General features: G+C 66.0%; 12 protein-coding genes. 9 read left to right on the forward strand and 3 right to left on the reverse strand.

Annotated elements, in window-relative coordinates:
• Positions 1 to 66: 66 nt before the first annotated feature.
• Positions 67 to 1,197 (reverse strand): DNA polymerase III subunit beta, encoded by a 1,131-nt coding sequence (gene dnaN / locus ACFW9O_RS07605; RefSeq protein WP_329209120.1) that lies wholly within the window; start codon positions 1,195 to 1,197, stop codon positions 67 to 69.
• A 1,093-nt stretch (positions 1,198 to 2,290) separates the two neighbouring features.
• Positions 2,291 to 4,081: a chromosomal replication initiator protein DnaA gene (dnaA, locus tag ACFW9O_RS07610; protein ID WP_384606202.1), complete on the reverse strand. Its 1,791-nt coding sequence runs from the start codon at positions 4,079 to 4,081 to the stop codon at positions 2,291 to 2,293.
• A gap of 382 nt (positions 4,082 to 4,463) precedes the next feature.
• Between dnaA and rpmH the strand changes: the two genes are divergently transcribed.
• The 9 genes from rpmH to ACFW9O_RS07655 all read left to right on the forward strand — a co-directional run bounded on the left by rpmH (position 4,464) and on the right by ACFW9O_RS07655 (position 11,352).
• Positions 4,464 to 4,601 (forward strand): 50S ribosomal protein L34, encoded by a 138-nt coding sequence (rpmH, locus tag ACFW9O_RS07615; RefSeq protein WP_078850492.1) that lies wholly within the window; start codon positions 4,464 to 4,466, stop codon positions 4,599 to 4,601.
• An 18-nt stretch (positions 4,602 to 4,619) separates the two neighbouring features.
• Entirely contained in the window at positions 4,620 to 4,991 is a 372-nt protein-coding gene (rnpA, locus tag ACFW9O_RS07620; protein WP_351166526.1) for a ribonuclease P protein component, read from the forward strand.
• Entirely contained in the window at positions 4,988 to 5,347 is a 360-nt protein-coding gene (gene yidD / locus ACFW9O_RS07625) for a membrane protein insertion efficiency factor YidD (RefSeq protein WP_356430091.1), read from the forward strand. Before rnpA ends, yidD begins: the two co-directional genes overlap by 4 nt.
• A 3-nt stretch (positions 5,348 to 5,350) precedes the next feature.
• Positions 5,351 to 6,604 carry a membrane protein insertase YidC gene (gene yidC, locus ACFW9O_RS07630; RefSeq protein ID WP_351166530.1) on the forward strand — a complete coding sequence of 418 codons (1,254 nt, stop codon included), beginning with the start codon at positions 5,351 to 5,353 and terminating at the stop codon, positions 6,602 to 6,604.
• Positions 6,605 to 6,618: 14 nt separating this feature from the next.
• On the forward strand, positions 6,619 to 7,128 hold the full coding sequence (locus ACFW9O_RS07635; protein ID WP_329209109.1) for a R3H domain-containing nucleic acid-binding protein: 510 nt from the start codon (positions 6,619 to 6,621) through the stop codon (positions 7,126 to 7,128).
• Between the two features lie 108 nt (positions 7,129 to 7,236).
• Positions 7,237 to 7,953, forward strand: a complete 717-nt coding sequence (gene rsmG, locus ACFW9O_RS07640) for a 16S rRNA (guanine(527)-N(7))-methyltransferase RsmG (RefSeq protein ID WP_383174820.1) — start codon at positions 7,237 to 7,239, stop codon at positions 7,951 to 7,953.
• 303 nt (positions 7,954 to 8,256) lie between these two features.
• Positions 8,257 to 9,333 (forward strand): AAA family ATPase, encoded by a 1,077-nt coding sequence (locus tag ACFW9O_RS07645; RefSeq protein WP_351166564.1) that lies wholly within the window; start codon positions 8,257 to 8,259, stop codon positions 9,331 to 9,333.
• Positions 9,330 to 10,430: a ParB/RepB/Spo0J family partition protein gene (locus tag ACFW9O_RS07650; RefSeq protein WP_384606209.1), complete on the forward strand. Its 1,101-nt coding sequence runs from the start codon at positions 9,330 to 9,332 to the stop codon at positions 10,428 to 10,430. The genes ACFW9O_RS07645 and ACFW9O_RS07650 overlap by 4 nt, the downstream gene beginning before the upstream one ends.
• A 304-nt stretch (positions 10,431 to 10,734) precedes the next feature.
• Positions 10,735 to 11,352 carry a GNAT family N-acetyltransferase gene (locus tag ACFW9O_RS07655; RefSeq protein WP_384606211.1) on the forward strand — a complete coding sequence of 206 codons (618 nt, stop codon included), beginning with the start codon at positions 10,735 to 10,737 and terminating at the stop codon, positions 11,350 to 11,352.
• Between the two features lie 118 nt (positions 11,353 to 11,470).
• Here ACFW9O_RS07655 and trxA read toward each other — a convergent pair whose 3' ends face one another.
• Positions 11,471 to 11,803 (reverse strand): thioredoxin, encoded by a 333-nt coding sequence (gene trxA / locus ACFW9O_RS07660; RefSeq protein ID WP_351166538.1) that lies wholly within the window; start codon positions 11,801 to 11,803, stop codon positions 11,471 to 11,473.
• Between the last annotated feature and the right edge of the window lie 13 nt (positions 11,804 to 11,816).

The raw sequence follows: 11,816 nt of genomic DNA on the forward strand, positions 1-11,816 counted from the left end.
CGCGGAGGGCCTGCTCAGCGCTGAGCGTGCCCTCCGGAAGCTGCCGTGACAGGAACGATCGCCGGATCAGCCGGAGAGGCGGACCGGCATGATCAGGTACTTGTACGCGTCGTCCGCTTCGGCATCGACGGCGGGACGGCCGCTGAGCAGGGCGGGCTTGGTGGACGTCGTGAAGGAGAGCTGGGCGACCGGGGAGTCGATCGCGCTGAGCCCGTCCAGCAGGAACGTCGGGTTGAAGGCGATCGAGATGTCGTCGCCCTCGAGCACGGCGTCGACGCGCTCCACAGCCTGTGCGTCGTCGCTGGAACCGGCCTCCAGGATCAGCACACCCTGCTCGAAGCTGAGCCGCACCGGGGTGTTCCGCTCGGCGACGAGGGCCACACGCTTGACGGCCTCCACGAACGGAGCGGTCTCGATGACCGCCACCGAGTTGAACTCGGTGGGGAAGAGAGTCCGGTACTTCGGCAGGTCGCCCTCGAGAAGCCGCGTCGTCGTGCGGCGGCCCGCGCCCTCGAAACCGATGAGGCCTTCACCGGCCCCCGAGCTCGACAGCGCCAGCGTCACCGTGTCACCGCTGGTCAGAGCCTTGGCGGTGTCCAGGAGCGTCTTCGCGGGCACCAGGGCGACGGCAGAGGCGTCCGGGTTCTCCGGCTTCCACAGGAACTCACGGACCGCGAAGCGGTAGCGGTCGGTCGAGGCGAGGGTGACGGTGTCGCCCTCGATCTCGATCCGGACGCCCGTGAGGACGGGCAGCGTGTCGTCACGGCCGGCGGCGATGGCGACCTGGGCCGCGGCCGAGGCGAAGACCTCACCAGGGACGGTGCCTGTCGCGGTCGGCATCTGCGGCAGCGCCGGGTACTCCTCCACAGGCAGGGTGTGGAGTGTGAATCGCGAGGACCCGCACGCCACGGTGGCCCGCACACCGTCGGTGGAAATCTCCACCGGCCGGTTCGGAAGGGCGCGGCAGATGTCGGCGAGGAGCCGGCCGGAGACGAGCACCGTGCCTTCCTCCTCGATCTCGGCGTCCACCGAGACCTTTGCCGAGACCTCGTAGTCGAAGCTCGAGAAGCTGAGGGCGCCGTCACCGGCCTTCAGCAGAAGGCCCGCAAGAACGGGCGCCGGCGGACGGGCCGGGAGGCTGCGGGCCACCCAGGCCACCGCCTCCGCGAGTACATCGCGCTCCACCCGGATCTTCACCGGAACCGCCTCCTGCTGTTGCTCGCTCGCCCTGCTGGCCTTCGTCGTCTGGTTCGGGGTCTCCCTGCCGAAGGGCTGAGGGGAGGACGCCGGGGTCCAGTCTGACGTACGGCACCGACACTCGTTGCTGCTCGGGGTCAAGTCGCGACAAGCGGTCCTTGGAGCTCCCTGCCCAAGTTGTGCACAGGCCCCACTTCGAAGCGGATTCCTGGCTAACTCTGAGTGGCAGTAGTAGTAGGGCCTGTGGAAACCGTGGATAACGTCGTTTCCGCAGGTCAGTGCCCATTTTTTGTCCACCGGCCCTGTGGGCGGCACCAGTGGACAACTTGGTGATTCTGTGGACACCCGAAAGTTCTGCACACCCGATGCACAGGCCGGCGTGCCTTCTCCCCAGGGCTGTCCCCAGCTTTACCCGGGTTCCCCACAGCCCAACCGAGGTCCTTGGTGTGACGCCTTTCACTCTCGGCAGTGAAAGCGGGTGTTGGGTTGCCGAACAGTGGACAGGGGTGTGGAGAAGCTGGGGACAACGTCGTCCAGCCTGTGGGCCGATGGTGGACAACATCATCAGTCCCCTGTGGACGAAAAATCTGTCCACAGGCTGTGGATCATCGTTGACCACAAATCCCCAGGCATGTGACCTGGCCTGATGGAGTATCGGCAGCGAGCCCTGTGGATGCAATATGGACAACTTCTCAGTCCCCAGGCTGTGGATGCCCATTTCCTCATCGATCTGTGGAGAAGGGCCTCTTTGCGGACCGTATTCGAACACTCGGAGTACTTCGTGAGGGTGCGACACGGCTCGGAGCGGGGTGCGCGCGGCGCGGGCGGGCGTCCGGGAGGGCCTCCGCGGAGGCGTTTCTGTCCCTTCCGACGGTCTCCGGGAGGCTTTTCACAGCCTCCTGGCGCAGCCCTGGCGCTGCGGCGGACGAGGCGGAGCAGGGCGAGGGGCGGGCCCGGCTTCCGAAGCCCTGTCTGTCCGGCGCACTGGTACGGCAGCCGCGGTCCTGCTTCCGGACATGACGAAGGGCGCCCCGCGAGGACTCCTTGTGTGGTCCTTGCGGGGCGCCCCGGGATCGCTCGGCGGGCCGGCTCGTCAGCCGTTCTTGATGCGGTTGGTGAGCTCCGTGACCTGGTTGTAGATGGAACGCCGCTCCGCCATGAGCGCGCGGATCTTCCGGTCGGCGTGCATCACCGTCGTGTGGTCGCGTCCGCCGAACTGGGCACCGATCTTGGGCAGTGAGAGGTCCGTCAGCTCGCGGCACAGATACATGGCGATCTGGCGCGCCGTCACCAGCACGCGGCTGCGGGAGGATCCGCAGAGATCCTCCACCGTGAGACCGAAGTAGTCGGCGGTGGCCGCCATGATGGCCGGAGCGGTGATCTCGGGCGCCGAGTCCTCGCCGCCCGGGATGAGGTCCTTGAGGACGATCTCGGTCAGGCCGAGATCCACCGGCTGCCGGTTGAGGCTGGCGAAGGCGGTCACACGGATCAGCGCCCCCTCGAGCTCGCGAATGTTGCGCGAGATGCGGGAAGCGATGAACTCGAGGACCTCCGGCGGTGCGTTGAGCTGCTCCTGGACCGCCTTCTTCCGGAGGATCGCGATACGCGTCTCCAGCTCGGGCGGCTGCACGTCGGTGGTGAGGCCCCACTCGAAGCGGTTGCGCAGCCGGTCCTCGAGCGTCACCAGCTGCTTCGGCGGCCGGTCCGAGGACAGCACGATCTGCTTGTTGGCGTTGTGGAGCGTATTGAAGGTGTGGAAGAACTCCTCCTGCGTCGACTCCTTGCTCGCCAGGAACTGGATGTCGTCGACCAGAAGGATGTCCACGTCGCGGTACCGCTTGCGGAAGGTGTCGCCCTTGCCGTCACGGATCGAGTTGATGAACTCGTTGGTGAACTCCTCGGAGCTCACGTACCGCACGCGGGTCCCCGGGTAGAGGCTCCGCGCGTAGTGCCCGATGGCATGGAGCAGGTGGGTCTTGCCGAGCCCCGACTCCCCGTAGATGAAGAGGGGGTTGTAGGCCTTCGCCGGAGCCTCGGCCACGGCTACCGCCGCCGCGTGCGCGAAGCGGTTGGAAGCGCCGATGACGAAGGTGTCGAAGAGGTACTTGGGATTCAGCCTGGCGTGCGGCTCACCGGGACCGGGTGCGGGTGCGGGCTGGGCACCCATGGGGCCCGGGCCGCCGCCGCCAGTACGTCCGGGGCCGCCCTGACGGTGCTGGGGCTGCTGGTCCTGAAGATCATGGCGGTCGCGCGCGTCCCGCTGCTGCTCGTATCCCTGGCGCTCGGGCGGCTGCGGCCGGTAGTCGTGCTGAGGCTGCTGTGGCCGAGGGTTCGCGTAGGGATCGCGGTCCTGGTACCCGCCGTGCCGGGGCTGCTGCCAGGAGAGGTCCTCCTGGGAGCGGGGCCAGGCGCCGGGCTCCGGGCGCTGCTGCTGGTAGTCCGGGTACGCGGGACGGGCTGTCGGCATGCCGTCGTCCGAGGGACGGTGGCCGTAGGTGTCGTACCCGTCGTTGTGCGAGGGGTCGTCGCGCTGTGGCCCTTGGTAGCGGTGGGACTGCTGGCCTTGGTGCGACTGGTGCATCGGGGGTGCGGGCGGGCCGGAGGGTTCGGCCGCGGAGTCGTCGACCGTGATGGCGATCCGGATCGGCCGGCCGCACTCACGGGTGAGCGTCTCGCTGATGAGCGGCGCGAGCCGGCCCTCCAGGACACGCTTGCCCCATTCGTTGGGGACGGCCAGTAGTGCGGTGTCGGCGACGAGTGCCAGCGGCTGGCAGCGCTCGATCCACTGCTTGTCCTTCGGCTCGATGCCCTGCTGGCCCTCCCCGAGGAGTTGTTCCAGCACTCGTGGCCACACTGCGGCAAGATCGGCAGGTACGTCAGCCACAAGGCACGCTCTCTCGCATGTCCCACGAATGTGTGGTTCTCGGGACGGGATGGGTCGGGTCGGGTGAGGCCCGGCAGGTGGGAAGGAAAGGAACCGGAGTTCAGCCACGGTAGTCAGGGCGACCCGCACGGTTCAAGTTGTTGTCCACAGGCTGTGTACAGACAGAGGGTTGCGCGGAGCCGGTTTGACCGGATGGCGTAGCCGCGCGTACCGTGACCAGGTCGAGTTGTCGATGGCTGCTGCCGCCTGCCTCCGATGGGCAAAGATCACGATCTGTGATTGTGAAGCGGTGCACTAAGGCGTTTACGCGAGTTCCTCGTGGGCGCACGGTGACAGCCAGGCGATGTCCCGCCAACACACGAATCATTTCTGGAGCCCCCGAGTGAGCAAGCGCACCTTCCAGCCGAACAACCGTCGTCGCGCCAAGACCCACGGCTTCCGGCTTCGCATGCGTACCCGTGCCGGCCGCGCGATTCTCGCGAACCGCCGTGGCAAGGGTCGCACCAACCTGTCCGCCTGATCGCGGCCAGGTCATGACGTGCTGCCTACCGAGAATCGGCTGAGGCGGCGCGAGGACTTCGCGACCGCGGTACGCCGAGGACGTCGGGCCGGACGCCCGCTACTCGTCGTACATCTACGCAGCGGTGCCACGGACCCGCACGTGACTGGGGAGAGTGCTTCCCCGCCGCGTGCGGGTTTCGTTGTCAGCAAAGCAGTGGGTGGAGCGGTCGTGCGCACCGCGGTGAAGCGGAAGCTTCGCCATCTGGTCCGCGATCGGCTGGCTCAGCTGCCCCCCGGTAGCCTTGTTGTCGTACGAGCGCTGCCCGGATCGGGCGACGCCGACCATGCACAGCTGGCCCGAGACCTGGACGCCGCTCTGGAGCGGCTGCTGGGAGGGGGCGCGCGATGAAGTACCCGCTGCTGGCTCTCATCAAGCTGTATCAGTGGACGATCAGCCCACTCCTCGGGCCTGTCTGCCGTTACTACCCGTCGTGTTCCCACTATGGATATACGGCGATCGACCGGCACGGTGCGATCAAGGGGACTGCGCTGACGGCATGGCGCATCCTCCGTTGCAATCCGTGGTCACCCGGCGGCGTGGATCACGTACCGCCACGCAAACGTCCGCGTTGGCACGAACTGCTGCGCAGCTGTGTGCGTGGTGGCAAGGGCGGGGACTCCGCCGCCGATGTGCCTTCCGGGGGGTCGGTCTCCGAACCCCTGAGCCCGGCCACAGAGACCTCGCCCAAAGCTCAAGGAGCCTGATTAGTGGACACGATTGCCAGTCTGTTCAGCTTTATCACCACACCTGTTTCGTGGGTCATCGTCCAGTTCCACAAGTTGTACGGGGCGCTCTTCGGCGACGACACGGGCTGGGCCTGGGGCCTGTCCATCGTGTCCCTGGTGGTTCTGATCCGGATCTGTCTGATCCCGCTTTTCGTTAAGCAGATCAAGTCGACCCGGAACATGCAGGTGCTCCAGCCGAAGATGAAGGCGATCCAGGAGCGCTACAAGAACGACAAGCAGCGTCAGTCCGAAGAGATGATGAAGCTGTACAAGGAGACGGGCACCAACCCGCTCTCCTCGTGCTTGCCCATCCTGGCGCAGTCGCCGTTCTTCTTCGCCCTGTACCACGTGCTGTCGTCCATCGCCTCGGGCAAGACGATCGGTGTGATCGACCAGCCGCTGCTCGACAGTGCCCGTCAGGCGCACATCTTCGGCGCTCCGCTGGCCGCGAAGTTCATGGACAGCGAAGAGAAGGTCCAGGCGCTCGGCGCCTCGCTGACCGACGTCCGAGTCGTCACCGCGATCATGATCGTGATGATGTCGGCGTCGCAGTTCTTCACCCAGCGCCAGCTGATGACGAAGAACGTCGACCTGACGGTGAAGACCCCGTACATGCAGCAGCAGAAGATGCTGATGTACATCTTCCCGCTGATCTTCGCCGTCATGGGCATCAACTTCCCCGTCGGTGTCCTCGTGTACTGGCTGACCACCAACGTCTGGACCATGGGTCAGCAGATGTACGTGATCAACCAGAACCCCACGCCGGGCAGCAAGGCGCAGGACCAGTACCTGGGCCGTCTGCTGAAGAGCGTGACCGCTCATGGTCAGGTGCGCGGCAGGACGAGGCGCAACACCGTGAAGCGGATCGTCGTCAAGGGTCCTGACCGCAACGACATCGAGCGCAAGTTCATCACCGGTCTGGCCAAGCTGGGTCTCGCGGCTCAGGAGGACGGGACGGTGGCGAAGAGCGAAACCGCCGTTGCCGAAGCCGAGGGCGGGGCCGCGGCGAAGCGGCATCAGCCCAAGCGGCAGACGAAGGCGAAGCGCCAGACTGCTGCTACGCATCCGGGTGCGGCCAAGGACTCCGATTCCGACGAGCCGGAACCCAAGACGTCGCTCGAGAAGCAGGACGACAAGCCGAAGCCGGCGGGCAAGCCCGCGTCCGGCTCCTCACGCCAAGCCAAGTCCGGACAGCGCAAGGGCCCGCAGCGGCCCAAGCACCCGTCCAAGAAGTAAGAAGGAGTCCATCCGTGACGGAAGGCACCACCACCACGGCCGCTGAGGGCAGCGACACTCTGACCCGCCTGGAGCAGGAAGGGGAGATCGCGGCCGACTATCTCGAAGGTCTGCTCGACATCGCTGACCTCGACGGCGACATCGACATGGATGTCGAGGCGGACCGGGCTGCGGTTTCGATCATCAGCGACTCGGCGCGCGAACTGCAGAAGCTTGTGGGCCGCGACGGTGAGGTGCTGGAGGCGCTTCAGGAGCTGACGCGCCTGGCTGTTCACCGGGAGACCGGTGACCGTAGCCGTCTGATGCTGGACATTGCCGGCTTCCGTGCCAAGAAGCGGGAAGTTCTTGCCGCTCTGGGTGCCAAGGCGGCGGATGAGGTCAAGAGCTCCGGTGAACCGGTGAAGCTGGACCCGATGACGCCCTTCGAGCGCAAGGTCGTGCACGACGCGATCGCGGCCGCAGGTCTGCGCAGTGAGTCCGAGGGCGAGGAGCCGCAGCGCTTCGTCGTCGTACTCCCTGCCTGAGGGATCCTTGTACTGTCGGCCCCGTCTGTTCGCAGGCGGGGCCGATCTTTGTCAGCCTGATAGTCAGCCACCCACAGTGCGTTAGTGCGGTACGGAAGGACGGTCCCCGTGACGGAGGCAGCAGAACTCCCTCAGGCGCCCATGGAGGCGCAGGCGGTATTCGGTGAGTTCCTCCCAGAGGCTGTCCGGTACGCGGAGCTGCTTGCGGACGCGGGGGTCAAGCGGGGTCTGATCGGTCCTCGCGAGGTTCCGCGGCTGTGGGAGCGCCACCTGCTGAACTGCGCGGTGCTCTCCGAGGTGGTTCCGGAGGGCGTCACGGTGTGCGACGTGGGGTCCGGGGCGGGGCTTCCCGGTATTCCACTGGCTCTGGTGCGCCCTGATCTGAAGATCACGTTGCTCGAGCCGCTGCTGAGGCGGACCAACTTCCTTCAGGAGGTCGTCGAGCTGCTGGGGCTGGATCATGTGACGGTCGTCCGCGGTCGGGCCGAGGAAGTGCTCGGGACGCTGCAGCCTGTACATGTGGTGACTGCCCGGGCCGTGGCTCCCCTGGACCGCCTCGCCGGCTGGGGGGTGCCCCTGCTGCGTCCCTACGGGGAGATGCTGGCGCTCAAGGGAGGCACCGCCGAGGAGGAGATCCAGGGGGCTCGTGCCGCCCTGAGCAAGCTCGGCGTGGTGGAGACGGAGGTGCTGCATGCCGGTGAAGGCGTCGTTGATCCGTTGTCCACCGTGGTGCGCGTGGTCGTCGGGGAGAGCCCGGGCGGTGTGAGGTTCGCCGCAAAGCGTGCCAAGGCGGCGAGGGCGGGCCGGGCGCGCCGACGTCGCTGAGGCGACTCGGACTCATTTCCGCAGCGAGCTGTTTGGGCAAGTTTTTGACATATGGGCCATTTGTTACTGATGCTCCGTGAAAGCAGCCATATGTGATTGCTGCGGAGTGTCGGGAGTCCGCCGCTAGCCTGCGCAGGCATCGTGTTTCACGTGAAACGTCGCTCTCTGCTGCAGGGAATTATCGGCCGCGGTCGTGCGGCTGCCACACCGCGCGACCGCAAGCCCGTACGGGCTACCGAGTTGTCCACAGAAGTGGATTCATCCACAGAACAGTCGGCCTCGCTGGTTCGCGACCCCGAAAGCATGGCAGGCTCTGTCCATTGCGAGCCTGAAGTCGAGGAGAGTGAATCCTTGCGGTCCGACGCCAACATCGCGGGACCGATGACCGATCCGGTCCCCGGTCCCCGAACCGAGTCCGCGGGGGACGGTGTTTCACGTGAAACACTGCCGCCCATGGACGACACACCCATCGGTCGTGCGGCCCAGCTGGCGGTCGAGGCCCTCGGCCGCGCCGGCGAGGGTCTGCCCCGCCCTGACCAGACGCGCGTCATGGTGGTTGCCAACCAGAAGGGCGGAGTGGGTAAGACGACCTCGACGGTCAATCTTGCTGCTTCGCTCGCGCTCCATGGCGCTCGTGTCCTGGTGGTGGACCTCGACCCGCAGGGCAACGCCTCCACGGCTCTGGGGATCGACCATCACGCCGACGTTCCCTCCATCTATGACGTCCTGGTGGAGAGCATGCCGCTCTCCGAAGTGGTTCAGCCCGTCCCGGACGTCGAAGGTCTCTTCTGTGCCCCGGCCACCATCGATCTCGCCGGTGCGGAGATCGAGCTGGTGTCACTGGTGGCACGGGAGAGTCGACTGCAGCGGGCGATCCAGGCGTACGAGCAGCCGCTGGACTACATCCTCATCGACTGCCCGCCTTCGCTCGGACTGCTGACGGTCAACGCGCTTGTTGCCGGAGCCGAGGTGCTCATTCCCATTCAGTGCGAGTACTACGCGCTGGAGGGCCTCGGGCAGTTGCTGCGAAACGTTGACCTGGTACGGGGGCACCTCAACCCGGATCTTCATGTGTCGACGATCCTGCTGACCATGTACGACGGCAGGACCAGGCTTGCCTCGCAGGTGGCGGAGGAGGTCCGTAGCCACTTCGGCAAGGAGGTGCTGCGGACGAGCATTCCGCGTTCGGTTCGCATCTCGGAAGCTCCGAGTTACGGGCAGACCGTGCTGACCTATGATCCGGGATCCAGTGGGTCCCTCTCCTATCTCGAGGCGGCCCGAGAGATCGCCTTGAGGGGCGTGGGGATGCACTACGAGGCCGAGCATGCCCATACGGGCAGCCAGAACAGCCAGCAGAGCAATTCGGAGGGCATGCGGTGAGTGAGCGTCGTAGAGGGTTGGGGCGTGGGCTCGGTGCTCTGATCCCCGCAGCTCCGCAGGAGAAGCAGGTGACGTCTCCTGGGGCTGGAGCGGGTCAGGGAGGTGTGCTCCCGGTGATGACGGCCGAGCGGGGCGTGGCCGCGGCGAAGGTGACTGCGCTGCCTTCCGGCCCGATGGTGCCGCAGCCGAGTGGTCCTGCCTCGGAAGGGGAGACCGTTCCCGGCTCCGCTGAGTCTGCCGGTGCGTACTTCGCGGAAGTTCCTCTGGACTCGATCACGCCGAACCCGAGGCAGCCTCGTGAGGTATTCGACGAGGACGCTCTGGCCGAGCTGGTGACCTCCATCAAGGAGGTCGGTCTCCTGCAGCCCGTCGTCGTGCGCGCGGTGGCAGACGGACGATACGAGCTCATCATGGGTGAGCGTCGCTGGAGGGCCTGCGGTGAGGCAGGTCTGGAGCGGATCCCGGCGATCGTCCGGGCTACCGACGACGAGAAGCTGCTTCTCGACGCGCTCCTGGAGAACCTTCACCGGGCTCAGCTGAACCCCTTGGAGGAGGCAGCGGCGTACGACCAGCTGCTGAAGGACTTCAAGTGCACGCACGACCAGCTCGCGGACCGGATCGGGCGGTCACGTCCGCAGGTGTCCAACACCCTTCGTCTGCTCCGTCTCTCGCCCCCGGTCCAGCGCAGAGTTGCCGCCGGTGTCATCTCTGCCGGACATGCGCGGGCGCTCCTCTCGGTGGATGACTCCGATGAGCAGGACCGGTTGGCTCACCGGATCGTGGCCGAAGGGCTGTCGGTTCGTGCGGTCGAGGAGATCGTGAACCTTCTCGGTTCCGAGCCCACGAGTTCGGCCAAGCCGAAGGGGCCTCGTGCCGGCGCGCGGCTGTCGCCGGCGCTGACCGACCTGGCGTCAAGGCTCTCGGACCGCTTCGAGACGCGAGTGAAGGTCGATCTGGGCCAGAAGAAGGGGAAGATCGTCGTCGAGTTTGCCTCGATGGAGGATCTGGACCGCATTCTCGGCAGTCTCGCTCCTGGTGAGGGACGGGTGCTGGATCGGAATCTCTCCGAAGAGCCGGCAGAGAACGACGAGGGCTGAGTCCTGAAGAAGGCTTGAGGGGCGGTCTGTTTTCCGGAAGTTCTCGGAACACAGACCGCCCCTTTGCTCTCTCTCGGTATCCGCATCACGTCTGGGTGGATACGATTCGTTCTGGTATGGCGTATCCACCGTGATCCACCTCAGAGGAGGCGGGGGCCGTGCGATCAGTGAATCGCAGCCACCTGGTGACAGTCGGGTTGGGGCTTGGTGCTGTCGGAGGGTTTGTCGGCAGCCTCTTCCAAGAACGGAGTGCGCTGGCAGCCGCACGTGATGCGGCGGGCGAAGGAAGTGAGGGACCGCCTTCATGGGGCGTCGGCTTGTACCGCTCACACTGGACAACCTTCCGGATCTCCCCGGGCGTTGCCGCTCGTGTGTCTTCTGGGAACTTGATCCGGTCAGCGGGGAAGCTGCGGTAAAGGCAGGAAAGCCTGAGCTGGAGAAGGAAGCCTGGATCTCCGCCGTGCTGCTGGAATGGGGTTCCTGCGGGCGGGTCGTCTATGTGGACGAAGTACCGGTCGGCTTCGTTCTCTATGCGCCCCCTGCGTATGTCCCGCGGTCGATGGCCTTTCCGACCAGCCCTGTCTCCCCCGACGCGGCACAGCTCATGACTGCGTTGATCATGCCGGAGTTCCAGGGCCAGGGACTGGGCCGGGTCATGGTGCAGACGGTTGCCAAGGATCTGCTGCGACGGGGCTTCAAAGCGATCGAAGCCTTCGGCGATGCCCGCTGGAAGGAGCCCGCTTGTGTGCTCCCGGCAGACCACCTGCTTGCTGTCGGCTTCAAGACCGTGCGACCTCATCCGAAGCATCCGCGGCTGAGGCTGGAGCTGCGTACGACGCTCTCCTGGAAGGAGGACGTCGAGTTGGCGCTGGACAGATTGCTGGGGGCGGTTCAGAAGGAGCCGGCCCTACGGCCGCTGTAACCGTGGTCGACTTCGGCCGGCAAAGGGATGATCCCCGACGGATGGCGTGGAGTATGCAGAACGGGCCCACCCCGAAGGGTGGGCCCGTTTCACGTGAAACACGTGCGAGTCGTTGGTACTACTCGCCGATGAAGCTCTCGAGGTCGCGAAGAATCGCTGCCTTCGGCTTGGCGCCGACGATGGTCTTGGCGACCTCGCCGTTCTGGTAGACGTTGAGCGTCGGGATGGACATCACGCCGTACTTCGCCGCGGTGGCGGGGTTCTCGTCGATGTTGAGCTTGACGATCTCGATCTGGTCGCCGTGCTCAGCTGCGATGGCCTCCAGCGAAGGGGCGATCTGGCGGCACGGGCCGCACCAGGCAGCCCAGAAGTCCACCAGCACAGGCTTCGCGTTCTTCAGGACGTCTTCATCGAAGGAGTCGTCGGTCACGTTCTTCAGGGCGCCGGCCACGGCGGCCTCCTTA

Origin of the sequence: Streptomyces sp. NPDC059499 (assembly GCF_042749285.1) — a bacterium.
Taxonomy (GTDB): Bacteria; Actinomycetota; Actinomycetes; order Streptomycetales; family Streptomycetaceae; genus Streptomyces.

Excerpts from the sequence above, each read along its gene's own strand:
- yidD (WP_356430091.1), top strand. The coding sequence starts at position 4,988 with ATGAAGTACCCGCTGCTGGCTCTCATCAAGCTGTATCAGTGGACGATC.
- ACFW9O_RS07645 (WP_351166564.1), top strand. The coding sequence starts at position 8,257 with ATGGCAGGCTCTGTCCATTGCGAGCCTGAAGTCGAGGAGAGTGAATCC.
- ACFW9O_RS07655 (WP_384606211.1), top strand. The coding sequence starts at position 10,735 with ATGGGGCGTCGGCTTGTACCGCTCACACTGGACAACCTTCCGGATCTC.